Source organism: Alloyangia pacifica (assembly GCF_020524285.1).
In the GTDB taxonomy this organism is placed as follows: Bacteria; Pseudomonadota; Alphaproteobacteria; order Rhodobacterales; family Rhodobacteraceae; genus Salipiger; species Salipiger pacificus_B.
In genome coordinates this window covers 33,343-54,772 of record NZ_JAIVKX010000008.1, presented here as the reverse complement: position 1 = coordinate 54,772, position 21,430 = coordinate 33,343, and the positions used below count along the sequence as shown (strand labels likewise).

The 21,430-nt window shown below is 67.8% G+C and carries 19 protein-coding genes; 9 read left to right on the top strand and 10 right to left on the bottom strand.

Annotated elements, in window-relative coordinates:
• Window positions 1-67: 67 nt before the first annotated feature.
• Both LC039_RS11905 and secG read right to left on the bottom strand, forming a co-directional pair.
• Window positions 68-1,711, bottom strand: coding sequence for a CTP synthase (locus tag LC039_RS11905; protein ID WP_226624448.1), 1,644 nt, complete (start codon window positions 1,709-1,711; stop codon window positions 68-70).
• Window positions 1,712-1,881: 170 nt separating this feature from the next.
• The gene (gene secG / locus LC039_RS11900) at window positions 1,882-2,262 is read right to left on the bottom strand and encodes a preprotein translocase subunit SecG (protein ID WP_226624446.1); all 381 of its coding nucleotides are present in this window, start codon (window positions 2,260-2,262) and stop codon (window positions 1,882-1,884) included.
• A 280-nt stretch (window positions 2,263-2,542) separates the two neighbouring features.
• On the opposite strand from secG, the gene LC039_RS11895 reads away from it, so the two are divergent.
• Window positions 2,543-3,484, top strand: a complete 942-nt coding sequence (locus LC039_RS11895; protein ID WP_226624444.1) for a DMT family transporter — start codon at window positions 2,543-2,545, stop codon at window positions 3,482-3,484.
• On the opposite strand, the gene LC039_RS11890 is transcribed toward LC039_RS11895, so the two are convergent.
• A complete protein-coding gene (locus LC039_RS11890) occupies window positions 3,405-4,094 on the bottom strand; it encodes a thiamine diphosphokinase (RefSeq protein WP_226624435.1) in 690 nt (229 codons plus the stop codon). The two genes, LC039_RS11895 and LC039_RS11890, sit on opposite strands and share 80 nt — an antisense overlap.
• A gap of 139 nt (window positions 4,095-4,233) precedes the next feature.
• Between LC039_RS11890 and LC039_RS11885 the strand changes: the two genes are divergently transcribed.
• The 7 genes from LC039_RS11885 (at window position 4,234) to argC (ending at window position 12,955) form a co-directional block, all read left to right on the top strand.
• On the top strand, window positions 4,234-6,621 hold the full coding sequence (locus LC039_RS11885) for a hypothetical protein (RefSeq protein WP_226624433.1): 2,388 nt from the start codon (window positions 4,234-4,236) through the stop codon (window positions 6,619-6,621).
• A gap of 283 nt (window positions 6,622-6,904) precedes the next feature.
• Entirely contained in the window at window positions 6,905-7,702 is a 798-nt protein-coding gene (locus LC039_RS11880) for a S49 family peptidase (RefSeq protein ID WP_226624431.1), read from the top strand.
• Between the two features lies 1 nt (window position 7,703).
• Window positions 7,704-7,883, top strand: coding sequence for a hypothetical protein (locus LC039_RS11875; RefSeq protein ID WP_226624429.1), 180 nt, complete (start codon window positions 7,704-7,706; stop codon window positions 7,881-7,883).
• A gap of 1 nt (window position 7,884) precedes the next feature.
• Window positions 7,885-8,841, top strand: a complete 957-nt coding sequence (locus tag LC039_RS11870) for a calcium/sodium antiporter (RefSeq protein WP_226624427.1) — start codon at window positions 7,885-7,887, stop codon at window positions 8,839-8,841.
• Window positions 8,842-8,862: 21 nt separating this feature from the next.
• The gene (locus LC039_RS11865) at window positions 8,863-9,651 is read left to right on the top strand and encodes an SDR family oxidoreductase (protein ID WP_226624425.1); all 789 of its coding nucleotides are present in this window, start codon (window positions 8,863-8,865) and stop codon (window positions 9,649-9,651) included.
• 355 nt (window positions 9,652-10,006) lie between these two features.
• Window positions 10,007-11,887 carry an excinuclease ABC subunit UvrC gene (gene uvrC / locus LC039_RS11860; protein ID WP_226624423.1) on the top strand — a complete coding sequence of 627 codons (1,881 nt, stop codon included), beginning with the start codon at window positions 10,007-10,009 and terminating at the stop codon, window positions 11,885-11,887.
• 126 nt (window positions 11,888-12,013) lie between these two features.
• A complete protein-coding gene (gene argC, locus LC039_RS11855; protein ID WP_226624421.1) occupies window positions 12,014-12,955 on the top strand; it encodes an N-acetyl-gamma-glutamyl-phosphate reductase in 942 nt (313 codons plus the stop codon).
• A gap of 155 nt (window positions 12,956-13,110) precedes the next feature.
• Here argC and LC039_RS11850 read toward each other — a convergent pair whose 3' ends face one another.
• From LC039_RS11850 to LC039_RS11825, 6 genes are all read right to left on the bottom strand, one after another.
• Window positions 13,111-13,740: a peptidoglycan-binding domain-containing protein gene (locus LC039_RS11850; protein WP_226624418.1), complete on the bottom strand. Its 630-nt coding sequence runs from the start codon at window positions 13,738-13,740 to the stop codon at window positions 13,111-13,113.
• Window positions 13,741-13,812: 72 nt separating this feature from the next.
• The gene (locus tag LC039_RS11845; RefSeq protein ID WP_226624416.1) at window positions 13,813-15,051 is read right to left on the bottom strand and encodes a choice-of-anchor L domain-containing protein; all 1,239 of its coding nucleotides are present in this window, start codon (window positions 15,049-15,051) and stop codon (window positions 13,813-13,815) included.
• Between the two features lie 459 nt (window positions 15,052-15,510).
• Window positions 15,511-16,608 carry a redox-regulated ATPase YchF gene (gene ychF, locus LC039_RS11840; protein WP_226624415.1) on the bottom strand — a complete coding sequence of 366 codons (1,098 nt, stop codon included), beginning with the start codon at window positions 16,606-16,608 and terminating at the stop codon, window positions 15,511-15,513.
• A 43-nt stretch (window positions 16,609-16,651) separates the two neighbouring features.
• Entirely contained in the window at window positions 16,652-18,037 is a 1,386-nt protein-coding gene (locus LC039_RS11835; RefSeq protein ID WP_226624413.1) for an MATE family efflux transporter, read from the bottom strand.
• Window positions 18,038-18,074: 37 nt separating this feature from the next.
• Window positions 18,075-19,022, bottom strand: coding sequence for a nickel/cobalt transporter (locus LC039_RS11830; RefSeq protein WP_226624411.1), 948 nt, complete (start codon window positions 19,020-19,022; stop codon window positions 18,075-18,077).
• Window positions 19,007-19,669, bottom strand: coding sequence for a DUF1007 family protein (locus LC039_RS11825; protein ID WP_226624409.1), 663 nt, complete (start codon window positions 19,667-19,669; stop codon window positions 19,007-19,009). Before LC039_RS11825 ends, LC039_RS11830 begins: the two co-directional genes overlap by 16 nt.
• Window positions 19,670-19,749: 80 nt before the next feature.
• Here LC039_RS11825 and LC039_RS11820 point away from each other — a divergent pair, with 80 nt between their 5' ends.
• Window positions 19,750-20,382, top strand: coding sequence for a DUF2461 family protein (locus tag LC039_RS11820; RefSeq protein ID WP_226624407.1), 633 nt, complete (start codon window positions 19,750-19,752; stop codon window positions 20,380-20,382).
• Between the two features lie 9 nt (window positions 20,383-20,391).
• Here LC039_RS11820 and ppk2 read toward each other — a convergent pair whose 3' ends face one another.
• Window positions 20,392-21,402, bottom strand: a complete 1,011-nt coding sequence (gene ppk2, locus LC039_RS11815) for a polyphosphate kinase 2 (protein WP_413463835.1) — start codon at window positions 21,400-21,402, stop codon at window positions 20,392-20,394.
• Between the last annotated feature and the right edge of the window lie 28 nt (window positions 21,403-21,430).

Genomic DNA, 21,430 nt, shown 5'->3' with positions numbered 1-21,430 from the left:
TAGGGGGGCAAGAAAAACGCCCCCGCGGGGGTCGCGGGGGCGTTTTCTATTGCGAGCATGCGTTGGATCAGACCAGACGCGAGACCTCTTTCGCCGCGCGCACGAAATCCTTGAACAGCGGGTGCGGATCGAAGGGCTTCGACTTCAGTTCCGGGTGGAACTGCACGCCGATGAACCACGGGTGGTCCGGCCATTCGACGATCTCTGGGAGGCGGCCGTCGGGCGACATGCCCGAGAAGCAGAGCCCGCCCTTTTCCAGCGCCTCGCGGTACTTGATATCGACCTCGTAGCGGTGGCGGTGGCGCTCGTCGATGGCGGTGGTGCCGTAGACCTCGGCCACTTTCGAACCTTCGGTCAGCACGGCGTCATAGGCGCCGAGGCGCATGGTGCCGCCCTTGTCGTCGGCCACCGAGCGGTTGACCTTCTGGTTGCCCTGCACCCATTCCTTGAGGTGGTAGACCACCGGCTCGAAGCGCTTCTCGCCGGCCTCGTGGTCGAACTCCTCCGAGCCCGCCTTGGCCACACCGGCGACGTTGCGCGCCGCCTCGATGACCGCCATCTGCATGCCGAGGCAGATGCCGAGATAGGGCACCTTGTGCTCGCGCGCGAACTGGGCCGCCTTGATCTTGCCCTCGGTGCCGCGTTCGCCGAACCCGCCGGGCACGAGGATCGCGTCGTAGCCCTCGAGGTAGGGGGCGGCATCTTCGCGCTCGAAGAGCTCGGCGTCGACCCAGCTCACGTTGACCTTGACCCGGTTCGCCATGCCGCCGTGGGTCAGCGCCTCGGCGATCGACTTATAGGCGTCCTCGAGCTGCGTGTACTTGCCGACGATGGCGACATTCACCTCGCCCTCGGGGTTGTGGATGCGCTCGGAGACGTCTTCCCATTTGTCGAGCACGGGGCGCGGCGCGGGGGTGATGCCGAAGGCGTCGAGCACGGCCTGGTCGAGCCCCTCGCGGTGGTAGGCCAGCGGCGCGTCGTAGATCGACGGCAGATCCTGCGCGGCGATCACGCTGTCGGGGCGCACGTTGCAGAAGAGCGCGAGCTTCTCGCGTTCCTTCTGCGGGATCGGCCCCTCGGAGCGGCAGACGAGGATGTCGGGCGCGAGGCCGATCGAGCGCAGCTCCTTCACGGAGTGCTGCGTCGGCTTGGTCTTCAGCTCGCCCGAGGCCTTGATATAGGGCAGCAGCGTCAGATGCATGAAGACGCATTGGCCGCGCGGCTTGTCCTGGCTGAACTGGCGGATGGCTTCGAAGAAGGGCAGGCCCTCGATGTCGCCGACCGTGCCGCCGATCTCGCAGAGCATGAAGTCCACCTCGTCCTCGCCGATCGAGATGAAGTCCTTGATCTCGTTGGTGACGTGCGGAATGACCTGGATGGTCTTGCCGAGGTAGTCGCCGCGGCGCTCCTTCTCGAGCACGTTGGTGTAGATGCGGCCCGAGGAGATGGAATCGGTCTTGCGTGCCGGAACGCCGGTGAAGCGCTCGTAGTGGCCGAGGTCGAGATCGGTCTCGGCGCCGTCATCGGTGACGAAGACCTCGCCGTGTTCGAAGGGGCTCATGGTGCCCGGATCGACGTTCAGATACGGATCGAGCTTGCGCAGACGGACCGAGAAGCCCCGCGCCTGAAGCAGCGAGCCGAGTGCCGCCGAGGCAAGACCCTTGCCCAGAGAAGAAACGACACCGCCGGTGATGAAGATGAAACGTGCCATTGGCAGCGCGACCCCGTGATTTGCGTCAAAAATGGAGGACACCCACGGCCCGAAGACCGCAGCATCACGGGAGTCCACGTATAAAGGATTCGGGCCGCACTGTCTAGCCAACCGCAAGATGCTGTTGCGGCTGACAGGCGGCCCTCAAGCTGTTGTTAGTCGAGCAGTTCTTAGTCGGCGCTCGGAACCATCGGCGCATCCGCGCCTGCGTCATTTCCGCCCGACGGCGGGGGCAGGAGCCCGTCGGTGTCCAGCGGAGCCGGTGCCGAGCCGTCGGTTTCAGTTGCCGGAGCGGAGCCGGAGAGACGGTCCATGACCGAAACGCCGCTGGCATCGCTCGCCGCGAGCACCGTCAGGGTGATCGAGGTGATGATGAAGGCGATGGCCAGGCCCCAGGTGATCTTGCCGAGCGCGGTGGCAGCCGCGCGCTGGCTCATGGCACCGCCGCCGCCGCCCATGCCGAGACCGCCGCCTTCGGAGCGCTGGAGCAGCACGACGCCGATCAGCGCGAGCGCGAGGAGGAGGTGCACGATAAGGATCACGTTTTCCATGGGGCGTCTCAGGCATTCCGGCTGTGTTGAACGGGCGCTATGTAGGCCATGGTGGATGCACACGCAACCCGGCTCTTGGCCACAATGGGCTGCGGCGGCGGTGCTGGTGCGCCGGGGCCGCGCCGACGCGTGCCGCTAGCGCCCTCTGCGGCCGGGAATACTCTGGCAGGTCACCGGGTTCCGAGCCCCGGCCAGGCGGCGGGGCGGGCTTGTGCAGAGCCTTGCATGCCTGGATGGGAATGTCTTGTCGCGGTGATGGGGCGCGGCTAACCTCGGCCGCATGGCTGGAGATCGTCCCCTTCTAGGTGTGCTGCTCATGCTGGGATTCTGCATCCTCGCACCGATGGGCGACGCGACCGCCAAGCTGCTCGGGGGCAAGGTCTCCATCGGCCAGCTTCTGATGCTGCGCTTCGCCATTCAGGCGCTGGTGCTGATTCCCCTGGTGATCGCGACGCGCGGCGTCTGGCGGATGCGCGGCCGGCTGCTGGGGCTGACGGTGCTGCGCACGCTGATGCACATGCTGGGCATCGGCATGATGTTCGCGGCGCTGCGCTACCTGCCGCTGGCGGATGCGGTGGCCATCGCCTTCGTCATGCCCTTCTTCATGCTGCTGCTCGGGCACTATGTGCTGGGCGAAGAGGTCGGCTGGCGCCGCATGGCCGCCTGCGGCGTAGGTTTCATCGGCACGTTGCTGGTCGTGCAGCCCGCCTTTGCCGAGGTCGGCTGGCCGGCGCTGCTGCCGCTGGGCGTGGCGCTGAACTTCTCGCTCTTCATGCTGGTCACCCGGCAGATCGCGCGCGAGGTCGACGCGATCTCGCTACAGGCGATCTCGGGGGTGATCGCGGTGGGGATCATGGCGCCGGTGCTGCTGCTGGTGCCGGGCGGGCTGGTCCCGGCGCTCGAGCTGAGCCTGCCGGGCGCGCCGGTCTGGGGGCTGATCCTGGCGATCGGCCTGCTGGGCACGCTGGCACACCTGCTGATGACCTGGTCGCTGCGCTTCGCGCCGGGCGCGACGCTGGCGCCGATGCAATATCTCGAGATCCCCTTTGCCACGATCATTGGCTTCGTGATCTTCGGCGACCTGCCGAACGGGCTGGCGACGGTGGGCATCTGCATCACCGTCGCCTCCGGCCTCTACATCCTCATGCGCGAGCGGGCCATCGCGCGGGCGCTTCGAGAAGCGCCCGTTCCAGCGCGGGCAGCGCCTGAAGCGGCAGAATGACCAGCATCCTCGGCGCGTCGAGGCGCAGCTCGACCCACGGCGCATCGGTCTCGTTCGAGGTGCCGGTGACATGGTCGGGCGTGAAGCGCAGCCCGTCGATCGGCCAGCGCAAGCCTCGGCTGCTGCCGCCGACCTCGGCCATCGGGTAGAGCGAGAAGCGGCTGCCGACCGGCAGCTCGAGCGTCAGCGTGGGCGGGCAGAGCGCCACCACGTCCTCGCGCCCGACCAGCAGGCAGGGGCGGTCGGGGCGCCGGGTCAGCACCGTCATCGCCGCCAGCTGGTGATCGAGCCGCGCCCCGAGGAACCCCGCGGCGTAGACCAGCGGGGCGTCGATATTGCGCAGGCACTTGTCGAAATCCGTGCTGTCCTGCTCGGTGATGTGGTGGATGCGCTCCGCGGGAATCTGAGCGCGGTGTGCCTGGCTCAGGGAGTCGAGATCGCCGATCACCGCGTCCGGCATAACCCCTGCCGAAAGCAGCGCCGCGGCACCGCCATCCGCCGCCACGCGGGTGCGCGTCCGGGCGAGCAGTGGGGCGAGCAAATCGGGCGGGCAGTCGCCGCCGCCGACCAGCAGGACAGGAGATTGTGATCGGATCAGTCCGGAGTTCATGGCTTTTTAGTGGCTTTCCTGGAAAACGACCACAATCTGGTCATGAAATGATACTGTGAAAACCTCAGATTCGGTCAGCTTTGGTCTCCTAGTGGGTGGTAAACAAACTGTTGCAGATCGAGTGAAAAGTGAGCGGAACATGGTGAGTTCGAGCAAGATCCTGACGGTGTCCTACGGCACATTCTCCTGCACGGCGGAAGGCTTCGAGGATCCCCTTGGCGTGGTCAAGGACACGACGCAATTCTTCCGGGGGGTGGTGCGCGAGGACCGCTTCTTCGGAGCCGAGCCGCCGCAGTTCGATCCCGAGCTCGCCGCGCAACTCCTGCAGGCGCAGCTGGACGCGGAGGCACAGGGCGGACGCCTGGTGCTGCGCGGGCCGCTCGCCGACGTCGCGGGCGCGCCGTCGCAGCCGGTGAGCGCCGCTCCCGCTGCCGGGGCAACCGCCGATGTGGTTGGCCCCGATGCCGATCGCGGCATGGAAACCGCCCTCGCCGAAACCGCTGCCCGCGCCGCTGCCGATGCGGCCGAGGAAGCCGCCGAGCAGGCCGCTGCGGCAGAGGCCCGGGCTGCCGAAGCCGAGACTGCGGCGATTGAGGCGGCCGCAACAACAGCGCCTCAGCCTCCGATCGCCGAAGTTGCGGAAGAGCGCAATCTGCCGGGCGAGGACAGCCTCGCGGCCGAAGCCGCCTTCTTCGCGTCGGAAGCGGGGCAGGCGGGCGCCGATGATTACGACTACGATGACACGGAAGTCGAGATGTCCGCCCCGGCGGCCACCCCCGCGGCTGCCACGGCTGCCGAGTCGCAGGACGAGGCTGCGGACAGTGTCGCCGCCAAGCTCCGCCGCATCCGGGCGGTGGTCTCCGGCGGCGCCGCGGCTCCGGCCGTGTCGGCCCAGGAGGATGCCGACCAGGACAACGCAGCGCAGGGCGGCACGGACACCGTGGCCGCTGTTTCCGCAATGCTCGGCACGTTGTCTTCCGAAGAGGATGCGCCGCTGACGATCGAGGCGCAGGACGACGAAGACAGCCTCGTCGCCGGGCTGATCGACGAGATCATGGACGACGAAGAGATGGCTGCGGAGCCAGCACCGGCTGCCGAGCCGCTGACGCTGACGCCGGACCTTTCGGTGGCGCCCGAGGCGCCGGTCGCAGAGCAGGACGCCGCACAACAGGATGTCGCTCAGGAAGAAGTCGCCGAGGCGAAGGCAGAGGCGGACAAGCCCCGCCCCGCGCCGCGCCGCGTGCGGGTGGTCAAGGTGACCCGCGCGGCCTTTGATGCCGCCGTGACCTCCGGTCAGCTGGAGCAGATGGAAGAGCCCAAGCCCTCGAGCAGCCTCAGCGCCGAGGACGAGGCCGAGCTGGCCCGCGAACTCGAGGCGGTCAAGGCCGAGCTGGCCTCCGGTATCGAGGACGAATGGGAGGAAGTGGCCGATCTCGACGCGCTGGACGCCGCACCCGCGTCCGGTGCCCCTCTGGAAGCCGAAGACGTGCTTGCGGACCTCGAGGCCGAAACCGCAGAGGACGCGCCGGCCGCCAACGCCTGGGGCGACGCGGATTGGGATGACGAAGACTGGGATGACGAGGACTGGGACGAAAGCGCCTGGACCGCGGAAGAAGACGAGGAACTGCCGGAGCTGGCCGCCGCCGAGGCCGACCTCGACGACGAAGACTTCGACGACGAGGAGGCCTCGGACTTTGCCGCCGCCTTCGACGAGACGCCCGAGGAGCAGGATGACGAGCTCGAGGAATCCCTCTCGCGCATGGCGCATGAGGAAGTCCGCAAGGCGGTGAAACTGTCGAGCCCGGCGCGGGTCATGCTCACCGAGCAGAGCGTCGAGGACAATGACACCTCGCGCATCCTCGACGAGACCAACACCCAGCTCGAGGAGCCCGAGGGCAACCGCCGCCGCAGCGCCATCGCGCATCTGCGCGCCGCCGTGGCTGCGACCCGCGCCGACCGCCTGCTGGGCCGCAAGAAGGACGCCGAGGCGCAGGCTCAGCCCTACCGCGAAGACCTGGCCGACGTGGTGCGCCCGCGCCGTCCCGCCGCGCCGGTGCGCGGCGATCAGCCGGCGGAGCGCCCCGAGGCCGATGCTGTCGAGCGCAGCGCCGATCCGCGCCCGGCGCCGCTCAAGCTGGTCGCCGAGCAGCGGGTGCATGAAACCGCCGAGGCGCCCGCGGCACCGCTGCGCCCGCGTCGCGTGACCCTTGCCGATATCGACGTGGCGGAGGGCGAGGCGCAGGGCGATTTCGCCGATTACGCGGACAGCGTCGGCGCCCACGACCTGCCCGAGCTGCTCGAAGCGGCCGCGGCCTACCTGTCCTACGTCGAGGGTCGCGAGCAGTTCTCGCGCCCGCAGCTGATGACCAAGGTGCGCCAGGTCGAGGGCCAGGACACCAGCCGCGAGGATCGGCTGCGCAGCTTCGGCCAGCTTCTGCGCGACGGCAAGATCGAGAAGACCGGCGGCGGGCGGTTCACCGTGTCGGACCGGATCAGCTTCAAGCCGTCGGCGCGCGCGGCGGGCTGACCGGCGGAACAACGGCAAGGCAAGAGGGCGGGAGCGTTGCTTCCGCCCTCTTGCATTTCAGGGGGCCTTGCCCACTGCCGAGAGTGCCGCCGCGGCAAAGGGCCCGCGCTGGCAGAGGGGCGCCCATGAACGCGCGTGCCGCGCCGTGCCGGTGCCGGGACGACCCCTTGAAAACGCGGCAGGAACGGCAAGATGCGGCCCATTGCGCGGAGCGGGTGCATCACGGGAGAGTTCTTTTTGCCCCCGTCTTGTCGTCGCAGCAGGGGGTGTCTACATCACCCGCATGCAAATCCGGATCCCCTTCCTGAAATCCAAACCCCTCGTCTCCGTCGTGCGCCTTCAGGGTGCCATCGGCCTGCAGGGGCGCGGGTCGCTGAACGACGCGGCGCTGGCGCCGGTGCTCGAGCGCGCCTTTCGCCGCGGCAAGCCGAAGGCGGTGGCGCTTGAGATCAATTCGCCCGGCGGCTCGCCGGTGCAAAGCTCGCTGATCGGCGCGCGGATCCGCCGCCTGTCGGAAGAGACCAAGGTGCCGGTCTTCGCCTTCGTCGAGGACGTGGCGGCCTCGGGGGGGTACTGGATCGCCTCGGCGGCGGATGAGATCTTCGCCGACGACAGCTCGATCCTCGGTTCGATCGGGGTGATCTCGGCGGGCTTCGGCGCTCAGGTCTTCCTCAATCGGCAGGGGATCGAACGGCGGGTGCACACCGCCGGAAAATCCAAGAGCATGCTCGACCCCTTCCGTCCCGAGACCGAGGAAGACGTGGCGCGGCTCAACCGCATTCTCGGCCAGTTGCACGAGACCTTCATCGCGCAGGTCAAGGCGCGGCGCGGCGGCAAGCTGAAGAACGATCCGGACCTGTTTACCGGCGAGATCTGGATCGGCCGCTCGGCGGTCGAGGTGGGGCTGGCCGACGGCGTCGCGCATCTGGTGCCCGGCATGAAGGCGCGCTACGGCGACAAGGTGAAATTCCGCCGCTACGGCATGAAGAAGCGGCTGATCCCGCGGCTCGGGCTGAGCCTCGCCGAGGAGACGCTGGGGCTGATCGAGGAGCGCGCGGGCTACGCGCGCTTCGGGCTCTGACATGCTGGCAAAGATCGTCGCCCTCTTCCTTGTGGTCATCGCGGTGCTGGGAATCTTTGGCAAGCTGCGCATGCCTGGGATCGGGCGGCTGAGCCGCCGCGAGGCGGGAAAGAAGTGTCCGCGCTGCGGTCGGTACAAGATCGGCAAGGGCCCGTGCCCCTGCGACGAACGAAAGGTCTGAAATGGTATTCCTCTACGCGGCCCTGGGCCTTGTGATCCTGCTTCTGGCGGGGGATGCGCTGGTCAAGGGGGCGGTGAACCTGTCTTTGCGCATGGGGATCCCGGCGCTGATCGTCAGCCTGACCATCGTCGCCTTCGGCACTTCGGCGCCGGAGCTGCTGATCTCGATCCAGGCGGCGCTCGACGGCGTGCCGGGGATCGCGCTGGGCAACGTGGTGGGTTCGAACACCGCCAACGTGCTTCTGGTGCTGGGCATCCCGGCGCTGATCACCGTGCTGCACACCTCGACCCATGACACCCGCAAGAGCTATGTCATAATGCTCGGCGCGACGCTGCTGTTCATCGCGCTGGCCTTCCGCGGTGTCTTCGACTGGATCGCGGGCCTCGTGATGCTGGCGGTCATGGCGCTGATCCTCTGGGATTCGGTGCGCGACGCGCTGAGCCACCGCAAGAACGGCAAGGCCGACCCCGAGCTGGCGGAGCTGGAAGAGCCCGAGGGCGCCGACCCGGACATGGCGGGTTGGAAGATTGCCTTCTATCTCGTGCTGGGCCTCATCGGCCTGCCGGTCGGGGCGAACCTGCTGATCGACAGCGCCACCGAGATCGCCGCGATGTTCGGCGTGCCCGACACAGTGATCGGCCTGACGCTGGTGGCGCTCGGCACCTCGCTGCCGGAGCTGGCGACGACCGTCATGGCGGCGATCCGCAAGCAGGCCGACGTGGCGCTCGGCAACGTGATCGGCTCCAACGTCTTCAACCTTCTGGCAATCATCGGCGTGGCCGCGCTGATCAAGCCGATGCCGGTGGACCCGCAGTTCCTGAGCTTCGACCTCTGGGTGATGCTGGCGGCCTCGCTGATCCTTGTGCCCTTCGTCTTCCTCGGCCGTGACATCGGCCGGGTCTGGGGGGTGATCCTCTCGGCGCTCTACGTCGGCTACGTGGCGTCGGTTCTGGTTTAAAAGGTTTCGGGGGAGAAACGCATGGGACTCGAGAAACGCGCGCTGGTCACCGGCGCGGGCAAGCGGCTGGGGCGGGCGATGGCGCTCTATCTCGGCGAGCGTGGCTTCGACGTGGCGGTACACTACGGCGGCTCCGCCGAGGCGGCAGAAGAGGTGGCGCAGGCGCTCCGCGCCATGGGCCGCAGCGCGGTCACCCTGCAGGCCGACCTGCTGCAGGAGGCGCAGAGTGAGGCGCTGGTGGCGCGCGCGGCCGAGGCGCTTGGCGGGCCGTTGGGCGTGCTGATCAACAACGCCTCGATCTTCGAGCACGACGACATGGACACCGCGACCCGGGCAAGCTGGGACCGGGCGATGGAATCGAACCTGCGCGCGCCCTTCGTGCTGCTGCAGCGCTTCGCCGCGCAGGCCCCCGAAGCCGAGACCGATGATCGCGGCGAACCCCGGGCGCGGGCGCTCTGCGTCAATATGCTCGACCAGCGGCTGCGCAAGCTGACCCCGGAGTTCGTCAGCTACACGCTGGCCAAGTCGGCGCTCTGGACGCTCACGCAGACCGGTGCGCGGGCGCTGGCGCCGAAGGTGCGGATCAATGCGATCGGGCCGGGGCCGACGCTGCAGGGGGCGGATCAGAGCGCCGAGGGCTTCGCCAAGCAGCGCGCGGCGACCGTCCTGCAGCGCGGCTCCAACCCCGAGGACATCTGCGGCGCTCTGGGATACTTCCTCGACGCGCCGGGGGTGACGGGGCAGTTCCTCTGCACCGACGGCGGGCAGCACTTGGCTTGGGAAACGCCGGACACCTGCGACCGCGAATAAGGACTCAGTTTGTCCGTTCTGGGGAGTCCCTGCAGCACCCCACGAAAGAGTCCCCGCGGCAAGTTGTACACGTGTCACAGTTGCTTCACGGAAACGTGGGGAAAGCGTCAAGCTTTCAAGGGTTTGAGGCGAGTTTTCGAAATCTTTCACGCGAAATCAAAGCGTTATAGTTTCGATTATATTTTGTGCAAATCGACGAAACCGCCCGAATTCAAGGGAAAATCGGGAAAGCCGGGAATTCACCCGCAGGTTTATCCACAGGAACGGTGGATGCATTCTCCCTTGATCTCGGGTGGGCGGCATTGCAGCGAGATGCAGAATCAAGGCAAGCGGTGAACAGACCGGAAACGACGTGATGGACGACGAAGCAGACATCCCCAAGACGGCGCCGAAGCGCGGCTACAAGGTCATCCAGGGCTACCTGCGGACGCTGGATTCGAGCCCCGGGGTCTATCGCATGCTCGACGACCAGAGCCGGGTTCTCTACGTCGGCAAGGCGCGCAACCTGAAGGCCCGGGTGTCGAGCTACTCGCGGCCCTCGGCGCAGCACTCGCGGCGGATCACGCGGATGATCTCGGACACCGCCTCGATGATGTTCCTCACCACGCGCACCGAGACCGAGGCGCTGCTGCTCGAACAGAACCTGATCAAGCAGCTCAAGCCGAAGTTCAACGTGCTCCTGCGCGACGACAAGAGCTTCCCGAACATCCTCGTCACCACCGGGCACGACTTCCCGCAGATCAAGAAGCACCGCGGCGCGAAGACCGAGAAGGGCGCCTATTACGGTCCCTTCGCCAGCGCCGGGGCGGTGAACCGCACGCTCACGCAGTTGCAGCGGGTGTTCCTGCTGCGCAACTGCAGCGACTCGATGTTCGACAGTCGCTCGCGGCCCTGCCTGCTGTTCCAGATCCGGCGCTGCTCGGGGCCCTGCACCGGCGAGATCAGCCGCGAGGACTACGCGGAATCCGTCGCGGATGCGCAGCGCTTCCTGACGGGCAAGTCCACCGAGATGCAGGCGCGGCTCGCCGATCAGATGATGGCGGCCTCGGAGGCCATGGAATTCGAGCGCGCGGCGGCGCTGCGCGACCGGATTCGGGCCCTGACGCAGGTGCAGTCGGTGCAGGGCATCAACCCGCAGGGCGTGGAGGAGGCCGACATCGTGGCCCTGCACATGGAGCACGGGCAGGCCTGCGTGCAGGTCTTCTTCATTCGCTCTGGCCAGAACTGGGGCAATCGCGACTTCTACCCGCGCGTTGGCGAGGACGTGGAGGAGGCCGAGGTGCTCGAAGCCTTCCTCGGCCAGTTCTACGACAGCAAGGAGCCGCCGCGGCTGCTGCTGCTCTCCCACGAGATCGAGAATGCCGACCTGATGGCCGAGGCGCTCTCGGGCAAGCTCGGGCGCAAGGTCGAGATCGCCGTGCCGAAGCGCGGCGAGAAGGCCGAGCTGGTCGAGGGCGCGGCGCGCAATGCCCGCGAAAGCCTTGCCCGGCGCATGGCCGAGACCGCGACACAGGCCAAGCTGCTGCGCGGGGTGGGCGAGGCCTTTGGCCTCGACGGACCGCCGCAGCGCATCGAGGTTTATGACAACTCGCACATCATGGGCACCAATGCCGTCGGCGGGATGATCGTCGCCGGGCCGGAAGGCTTCCTGAAGAACCAGTACCGCAAGTACAACATCCGCGGCGAAGACCTGGTGCCGGGCGACGACTTCGGCATGATGAAGGAGGTGCTCACGCGCCGCTTCACCCGGCTGCTGAAGGACGACCCGGAGCGCGACAAGGGGCTCTGGCCCGACCTGCTGCTGATCGACGGCGGCGCCGGGCAGGTCTCGGCGGTCTGGGAGATCATGCAGGAATACGGCGTCGAGGACATTCCCATGGTCGGTGTCGCCAAGGGCGTCGACCGCGACCACGGCAAGGAAGAGTTCCACCGCATCGGCACGCGGCCCTTCGCGCTGCAGCGCAACGACCCGGTGCTCTACTTCATCCAGCGCCTGCGCGACGAGGCGCACCGCTGGGCGATCGGCACCCACCGGGCCAAGCGCGCCAAGGCGCAGATGGCCAACCCGCTCGACGAGGTTCCCGGCGTGGGCGCGACGCGCAAGCGCGCGCTGCTGCAGCACTTCGGCTCGGCCAAAGCGGTGGCGCGGGCCAACCTGGCGGATCTCAAGGCGGTGGAGGGTGTCAGCGAGGCGCTGGCCGAGCGCATCTACGATTTCTTCCACGAGAAGGGCTGAGGCAGGTTTCGTCGAAGAAACTTGCAAAAGCCTTCGAAGGCTTTTGATCCGGCGCGCGGGCAGGATAGTTTATCTGCAGCGCCGCCCGTGCTATGGCGGCGCCACGTTTACCCAAGGAGAGAGGCCATGGCCCACAAGGTGTTCATCGACGGCGAGGCCGGCACGACCGGTCTGCAGATCCGCGAGCGGCTGGAGCAGCGCGCGGACATCACGCTCGTTCAGGTGGACCCGGCCCGACGCAAGGACGCCGGGGCGCGCTCCGAAGCGCTGGCCGAGGCCGATGTGGCCATTCTCTGCCTGCCCGACGATGCCGCGCGCGAGACCGTCACGCTGGCCGAGCCGCATGGCACCAAGATCATCGACGCCTCGACCGCGCACCGTGTCGCCGAGGGCTGGGTCTTCGGCTTCGCCGAGATGGCCGAGGGCCAGCGCGCCGCGATCGCCGGGGCGCAATACGTGTCGAACCCCGGCTGCTGGTCGACCTGCGCCATCGCGCTGATCCGCCCGCTTGTCGGCGCGGGGCTGATCGACCCGGCCTCCGGCCCGGCGATCTCGGGCGTGTCGGGCTATACCGGTGGCGGCAAGGGTATGATCGCCGAGTACGAGAGCGGCGAGACCTCGGGCTCGTTCCTCTATGCCGCCGGGCAGGGCCACAAGCACCTGCCGGAGATCGTCAAGCACGGGCTGCTGAGCGCGGTGCCGGTCTTCGTGCCGTCGGTGGGCGCTTATGCGCAGGGTATGGCTGTGGCGGTGCAGCTGCCCGCCATGGGCAGCGATGGCATGGCCGCGGCGGAGGCGGCGCTGAAGGCGGCCTATGCCGGCGAGCGCTTCGTGTCGGTGGTCGATGCGTTGGTGCACGAGCCCCGCGTCATGCCGCAGCGGCTGAACGGCACCAACGCGCTGGAGCTTTCGGTGCATGGCAACCCGGCGACCGGGGCGGTGACCCTGGTGGCGGTGCTCGACAACCTCGGCAAGGGCGCCTCGGGCGCCGCCGTGCAGAACCTCAACATCATGCTCGGCTGCGACGAGGCCGCCGGGCTCGAGGCGGGGCAGGCCGCGGCGGCCTGAACCGGGCAGGGGAGGGGCGCGGCCCCTCGGCGCCTTCGGCGCTTGGGCGCATCTTGGCGGCCCCGTGGTCCATTCCCCGCAGTGCGTCTGGAACTCGGCGTATTTGGAATGACACGCAGGGCGCGGTCCGGTCGGGGCCGCGCCCTTTGCCTGAGTCAGCTTGACGTGGCCAGCAGGGTGAACAGCGTGCGCTGGTCGAGACGCCCGCTCGGATCCAGCCCGTGCCGTTCCTGATAGCTGGTCAGGGATGCTGCGAGCCGGTCGGGGAATTCCGTGTCCTGTGGCTCGCCCGGGCTGAGCCCCTCGGCGGAGAGCCGCGCGAGGACGCGTGGCAGCAGCGCTGTATAGATCGCGGTCTGGCTTTCTCCGTCGGTCAGCACCACGGCCTTGGACAGGCGGTCGAGGCGCATCGGCTGCAGGGCCTGCACCAGCTGCCAGACGGCCTGCGTAAAGGCCGTGTCTTCGGGCAGCTGTGCGCAGACCGACCGCGCCAGCCCGAGCAGGGTCTGGGTGGTCTGCCAGGGCGCGATGTCGAAGGTTTCCGGCTGCGACTGGTTGTAGGCGGTGAGGTAGCCGTCGATCCAGCCGCCGTAGAGCGACAGGTCGCGCGAGCCGTCTTGCCAACTGGCGCGGAACACGCCGCAGGTCTGGCCGCCGGCGCCCTTGTAGGCGAAGTTTCCGTCGCTGTCGGCGGCCGCGGCCGGGCTGGAGAGAACGGTCGCGGCCAGCAGGCCGGCGGCCAGGCGCGCGCGGTACCGGCGCGGGCCAGGGGGGATGGGGGGCATGCAGGATCTCCTGAAGCGAAGCGGTAGCGGTGGGGCGGGGCGCCTGTGCTGCGCCCCGCGCGGGTCGTGGGGTCAGCCGCGGTTGCGTCGGCGCAGCAGGCCAAGGCCAAACATGCCGGTCAGAAGCAGCGGCGTGCCACCGGGCAGCGGCACCGGCGAGATGTCGGGCTCGTAGTCAATCACCGTCGGCATCATCGTCACCGCGACGTTGTCGCCAATGCCCGTGAAGCTCGCCCCAAGCGGGAAGGCCAGCGTGTCGCCGGGATCCAGCATCAGCGACGGGTCGATGCCGGAGAGCACGAACTCGCTGACATTGCTCAGGCCGAGGGCGGAGAGGTCCAGCGTTTGGGCCGCGGCGAGGGCAAAGTCAAAGCCGCCGACGCTGATCATGTAGCCATCCAGATCCGGCACCGCGGCCAGGGAGGGCGCGGTGATCGTGTCGAAATAGGCGTCGGTGACCGAATAGGTGTAGCCCACGGCGACCGGGGGGTCGATCCAGACCACCACGTCCTCGACCGGGGGCTCCGGCAGGGTGATGACGAAGGCGCCGGTCTCCGGGTCCGGTGGATTGTCGGGCAGCAGCGCGGCGAATTCGCTGCTGCCGTCGTTCACCGTGCCGCCGCCGCCGGGGCTCGGCACGAAGCTCGAGATATAGGCGGTGGTATCGTAGCCATCATCCCCGGCGTCTGCCAGAATGATGTCGAAGGTATTGAGCTGGCCAGCGACCACCGGCACGTCGAATTGCAGGACCGGGTTCCCTTCCGGGGCCAGCACGCCGTCGAGCTCGGTGCCGGTAAACGCGGTCATATCGGGATGGTTGATATTGATCGCCAGCGGTGTGTCACCCCCGGTGGGGACGGCGCCGGCGACATTGACGCCGTTGACGTAGAGCCCGAAGCCATCGGTGAAGCTGGAGCCGGCGTATTCAGGCCACTCCTCTGAGCCGAAGGTGGAGAAGAAGGTCATCGACGACACGCTGGGGATGAAGTCGATGGTCAGCTGCACGACGTCGAAATGGCTGTCCTGCCCGGTGATCGGCGCCAGAAGCTCATGCTGCTCGTCGGTGGCGGGCGTTTCGAAGCTATAGCTCATGCTCGGGCCGCTGTTCGGCCCGTCGCCATAGGCATCGACGCTGCCGCTGCTGAGGACAATGCCGCTCTGAGGCAGCCCGTAAGTGCCGCTGCCGTTGCCGAAGACTCCCGCCTGCGGGCCGCTTTGCCAGATCTCGGCGTCTTGGATCAGCGTTCCCGGGGAGTTCAGGAAAAGGGTATTCGCCAGGTCCATGGCATCCCATGTGGACGTGACGGTCAAGGCTGTCGCGGGGCCTGCGCAGGCGATGCCTGCGGCGGCCGCCGCAATGATACATGTCTTCATGGTGAGGTTCCCTGAAGGTAATTGTTAATGGAAAAGTGAGTGGTTTTATTTTTGGGTTTTCGATAATTGGAGTCAAATATGCTTTCCGAGTTTCCGCGGAATCTATTCTAGAATTTAGTTAGAATTTTTCGGAATATAGGTCGGCATTGAGGTGGCGCGGTATATTGGTGAGGCCGCTCACGGATATTAATAAATCATAAACCAAATTTCGGGATATCTGGGGATCATCCAATTTGATGCCCTAAACCGATGCCATGCCAGCCGATGCCATGCCACAGGCGCGCGCTCCGATGTCCTGGAAGACTTTGTGATCCGGGCGCACCGGGCCAGGCCACGAAAAACGCGGCGCTCCGTGGGGAGCGCCGCGCGAGATGGGTTCAGAACCGGAGGTCTGGCTCAGGTGTTGAACAGGAAGTGCAGCACGTCGCCGTCCTTGACCACGTAGCTCTTGCCCTCGGCGCGCATCTTGCCGGCTTCCTTGGCGCCCTGTTCGCCCTTGGCGGCGACGTAGTCGTCATAGGCGATGGTCTCGGCGCGGATGAAGCCGCGCTCGAAGTCGCCGTGGATCACGCCTGCCGCTTGCGGCGCCATGGTGCCGTGCTTGATGGTCCAGGCGCGGGCCTCCTTGAGGCCGACGGTGAAATAGGTCTCGAGGTGCAGCAGCTCGTAGCCGGCGCGGATCAGCCGGTCGAGACCGGCTTCTTCGAGGCCCAGTTCCGACAGGAACATCTCGGCTTCCTCGGCGTCGAGCTGGCTGATCTCTTCCTCGATCTTGGCGGAGATCACCACGTGGCTGTTGCCCTGCGTGGCGGCCATCTCGGCGACCTTCTGCGACAGCGCATTGCCGGTGGCGGCCTCGGACTCGTCGACGTTGCAGACGTAGAGCACGGGCTTGGAGGTCAGCAGCTGCAGCATGCGCCACTGCTTGGTATCCTCGGCATCGACCTCGACCAGACGCGCCGGCTTGCCCTGCTCGAGCATCGCCATGGCGTCCTTCATCAGGCGCTCCTGCTGGACCGCCTCCTTGTCGCCGCCGCGCACCTTGCGCACGATGTTCTGCAGGCGCTTTTCCAGGCTCTCCATGTCGGCGATGATCAGCTCGGTCTCGATGGTCTCGGCATCGGCCACCGGATCGACGCGACCGTCGACGTGGGTGACGTCGTCATCCTCGAAGCAGCGCAGCACGTGGGCGATGGCGTCGGTCTCGCGGATGTTGGCGAGGAACTGGTTGCCGAGGCCCTCGCCCTTCGACGCGCCCTTCACCAGGCCGGCGATGTCGACGAAGGTCATCCGGGTGGGGATGATCTGCTTCGAGCCGGCAATCTCGGCCAGCGTGTCGAGCCGCGGATCGGGCACCGCCACGTCGCCGACGTTGGGCTCGATCGTGCAGAAGGGGAAGTTGGCCGCCTGTGCGGCGGCGGTCTTGGTCAGGGCGTTGAACAGGGTCGATTTGCCCACGTTGGGCAGACCCACGATCCCCATGCGAAATCCCATGTCGTGCTCCTTGGCTCGGGCTTGGCGTATGATCGCGCCGCTTCTAGTCGCCGTCCGCGCCCCTTGCAAGCGTGAGCCCCGACAGATGCGGCACCTGCCGGTGCCAGAAGCGCCAGTAGAGCAGCCCCGAGGCCAGCCCGAGGCCGAGGCTCAGCCCCATCCAGACGCCGCCCGCGCCATAGCCGAGCGGAAAGCCCAGCACGTAGGCCACCGGCATGCCGATCAGCCAGTAGGACACCGCGGCGATCAGCATCGGCACCTTTGTGTCCTTCATTCCGCGCAGCACGCCGAGCACGATCACCTGGATCGAATCCACCAGCTGGAACACCGCCGCCATCGCCAGCAGCAGCGTGCCGACACGCAGGATCTGTGCCCGGTCGGGATCGTCCGGCGAGAGGAACAGGCCGATGAGCGTCTCGGGGATGCCGAGGAACAGCAGCACGGTGATCACCACGATCCCCAGCGACAGGATCTGGGCCGCCATGGTGCCCCGGGTCAGGTAGGACAGGTCGCTGCGCCCCATCGCCTGCCCGGCGCGCACCGTGGCGACGTTCGACAGGCCGAGGTGGATCATGAAGATCGCGCCCGAAAGCTGCATGGCGATGCCATGCGCCGCCAGCGGCACCGTGCCGAGCCAGCCGACCATGACCGCGGTGGCGGCAAACAGCCCGACCTCGGCCAGCGTGGTCAGCCCGATCGGCCAGCCGAGCGCGAAGACCTCGCGCAGCATCTCCATGTCGGGGCGCCAGAAGTGGTACCAGATCTGGTGCTCCGGGAGGCGCAGCCGGGCATAGAGGATCACCCCGGCAAAGGCGGCGCCATGGGCGCAGAGCGAGGCGACCGCGGCGCCGGTGATGCCCAGTTCGGGCGCACCCCAGTTGCCGAAGATCAGCGCGTAATTGGCCAGCCCGTTGACCACCGCCGCCGCGACGGTGATCCAGAGCACCGCGCGGGTGTGCTCGAGCGCCGCGAGGTAGCTCTTGAACACCATCACGCCGAGCGCCGGCAGCAGCCCGACGCCGGCGATGCGCAGATAGGTCTGGGCGTTGCCGGCGACGAGCTCGGTCTGGCCGAGCAGCAGCAGCAGCGGCCTGGAGAACCAGAACAGCGGCAACGCCAGCAGGAAGAAGCCGATCGACAGCCAGAGCGCCATGCGGGTGGCGCGGCGCACGTTCGGCTCGTCGCCGCGCGCGGCGTATTGCGCGACCATCGGCATGACCGCGAAGGCAAAGCCCGAGCCGAAGAGGAAGAGCACCGAGAAGACCGTCATCGACAGGCTGAGCGCGGCAAGCTCCGGCACCCCGTAGCGGCCCATCATCACCGTGTCGGTGAGCCCGATGGTCAGCTGCGCCAGGTGCCCGCCGATCAGCGGCAGGCCCATCACCAGAACGGCGCGGATGTGGGCGGAATATGGGAGCTCGTGCGACATAAATGGGCTTTAGGAGGCGGCGGGGCTTCGCGCAACCTCAGAGTGAACGGAGCAGAAGCTGCACCGCCATGACTGTGACCAAAGCGCCCGCCGCGGCTTCGAGCAACGCCAGCGCCCGGAGTGTGCCGGGGCCGGTGGCGAGCCGTGTCAGCGCGCCTTCGCGCAGCGTGACCGAGGCGAGGGCGACCACCAGTGTCACGCTCGCCGTGCCGAGCCCCATGGCGAAGGCGCCGAGGATGCCGGCACCGCCGATGCCCATGCGCCAGGTCAGGATCAGCAGGAAGAGCGCGCCGGTGCAGGGGCGCAGGGCGATGGCCCCGACCAGCAGCAGCGCGTCGCGCAGCGAGTGCACCTTCTGCGCCTGCTCGAGGCTCGGGCCATGGGCATGGCCGCAGCGTTGGCAGATGCCCTCGTGGTCGTGGTCGTGGTCGTGGTCGTGGTCGTGGTCGTGGTCGTGGTCGTGGTCGTGTGGCAGGGCATGCGGCGCCTTGCGCGCGGGCCACAGCCTGCGCCCGCCGCGCAGCAGCAGCCAGAGGCCGATCGCGCCGATCGCCGCGTAGCTTGCCGGGGCGAACCAGTCCTCGGCCGCCGCGGTCATCTGTTCGCGGCCCCAGCCGAGCAGCCAGACCCCGGCGTAGACCAGCAGCACCGCGGCTGCCGCCTGCGCGAGGCTCGAGGCCACCGCCAGCGCCGAGAGCCGCCAGAGCGCGACGCGCCGCCCCAGCCCGTAGCCGCCGATCAGCAGCTTGCCGTGGCCCGGCCCCGCCGCATGGAAAAAGCCGTAGCCGAAGCAGACCGCCATCAGGGCCGCGAGGGCGCCCGGCTCGCCGGCGCGCAGCGCCCGCAGGCCCCGGGCCATGGCGTTTTGCGCCTCGCGCTGGCCTTCCATCGCGATGAGCGCGATCCGGTCGGCTCCGCCGAAGCCCCAGAGCCAGATCGCCAGCCCCAGCACCCCGAGCGCCGCCACGGTCAGGATCCGGCGCATGTCACCTCGATGCGGTCGGCGAAGTCCCGGCCCGGCTCGATCTCGAGGAACTGGTCCTCGGGAATCTGCGCCAGCTCGGCCTGCATCTTCTGCGCCGCCGCGTCGAGATCGGGCGCATGCACCGTGGCGCGGCAAGGGGCGGGCAGGGTGATCGGCAGGCTCGCCTCGAAGGCGATGTAATAGGTCGGATCGTAGGGTTCGATCACCAGCCCGTCGGCGGGGGCGGGCTGCACGCTGCGCCGGTGCACCGAGGTGATGCGCCCCGCGTCGATCGAGACGGAGACGAACTCGGGCGCGCCGAGCGCCAGCTTCGCGCCGCCGGAGTACATGTAGAGATCGCCTTCGAAACCCTCGTACCAGTTGTCGAGGTCGAAGCGCTCGAGCGCCGTCAGCTCGTCCGGGGTGAGCAGGCCGTCGCCGTCGGGGTCGAGCCCCATGTCCTCGAGGATAAGCAGCGAGAAGAAATCGTCGTAGCGCCAGGTCACCTCGACCGAGGTCACCTGCCGGTCCGCATCCAGGGCAAGCGCCAGCCCGACGTCGGCAAAGACATGTGGATGCGCCAGTGCGGCGGAGGCGCTCATCAGCGCCGCGAGCGCGGCGCCGAGACGCAGGCGCCAAAGCGGCGCGGGCGAGAGATTATTGTGCAATTGACCTTGGGGCATGCCATTCCGCGCGATCATGTTAGAGTGGCCTTATTTGAGACATGATTCCCCTGGGAAGTTTTTTGATGGCTAGTTTGATTGATCTGACGGCGTTCGCGCCTCAGGCCCGGTGTTTTCTGACCGAACTCGAGGCAAACAACGACCGCGCTTGGTTTCACGCCAACAAGCAGCGCTACGACAGCGAGGTCAAGCGCCCGGTCGAGATGATCATGGCCCAGCTGACCCCCGAGCTCGAGGTGCTGAGCGGAGATCAGCCGAGACCGAAGCTGTTCCGCCCGCACCGCGACGTCCGCTACAGCGACGACAAGCAACCGTTCCACACGCATCTGCATGCGCTCTGGTCGCTGCCGGACGGGCGGGCATGGTACTTCGCCCTGTCGAAGGACTACGCCACCGCGGGCGCGGGCATCCTGCGCTTCGACGCGCGCCAGATGCTGGCCTGGCAGGCGGCGCTGATGGGACGCGAGGGGGACGAACTCGAAGGCATCATCGCGCGTACCGGGGCCCGCCTCGATCCGGCCCCCGATCCCGCCGTCGAGGTGCCGCCCGGGCCGCGCGCCGAACTGATGCGCCGCCCGGGCTGCGTGCTGTGGATCGACGATCTCTACGACGATCTGACACCCGATCCGGTGACGACCCTGCTGCAATGCTACACCCGGCTGCAGCCTTTGCAGGACTGGCTCGGCCGGCGGCTCTGAGCGCTGCGCTCAGGCGCTGCCGTTCGGCCCGGGCGTCGCGCCGAGGATATGCTCCGAGCGATGGATCACATGCGCCGCGCCGCCGACGATCAGCGGATCGGGCGGCGTGGCGATGTGCCGGTCCTTTCCGGGGTAGTCCAGGGTCGACAGGAAATGCCGCATGCAGTTGATGCGGGCCCGCTTCTTGTCGTCGGATTTCACCACGGTCCAGGGCGCGTCGGCGGTGTCGGTGTAGAAGAACATCGCCTCCTTGGCCTCGGTGTACTCGTCCCACTTGCCGAGGCTGGCCTTGTCGATGGGCGAGAGCTTCCACTGCTTCAGCGGGTCGGTCTCGCGGCTCTTGAAGCGCGCCTTCTGCTCGTCGCGCGTGACCGAGAACCAGTACTTGTAGAGCTGGATGCCCGAGCGCACGAACATCCGCTCCAGCTCCGGTGTCTGGCGCATGAACTCGAGATATTCATTCGGCTCGCAGAAGCTCATCACGCGCTCGACCCCGGCGCGGTTGTACCACGAGCGATCGTAGAGCACGATCTCGCCGGCGGTGGGCAGGTGCTCGATGTAGCGCTGGAAATACCATTGCCCGCGCTCCTCGACGCTGGGCTTGTTGAGCGCCACGACGCGGGCGTGCCGCGGGTTGAGATGCTCGGTGAAGCGCTTGATCGTGCCGCCCTTGCCGGCGGCGTCGCGCCCTTCGAAGAGCAGCACGAACTTCTGCCCGGTCTGCTGCGCCCAGAGCTGGACCTTCAGCAGCTCGGCCTGCAACCGGGCCTTCTGCAGCTCGTAGCTGCGCCGCGCCATCTTCTTGGTATAGGGATATTCGCCGGTCTCGAAGGCGCGGCGGATCTCGTCCGGCGTCGGCCCGCGCCGGCGCGCCACATGCACCGGCGCTTCGAGCGCGGCGGTCGCGGTCGGGGCCGTCTCCGGCAGCGGCGGCGCCCCGGGGTCGGGCTCGAGGTCGGCAACGGGCTCTTCGGGATCGGGCGCTTTCGGCATCTCGGTCATGGCGGCTCCCTTCGGCATCGGTCTGCGAGCAGACTGGACCCCCAGC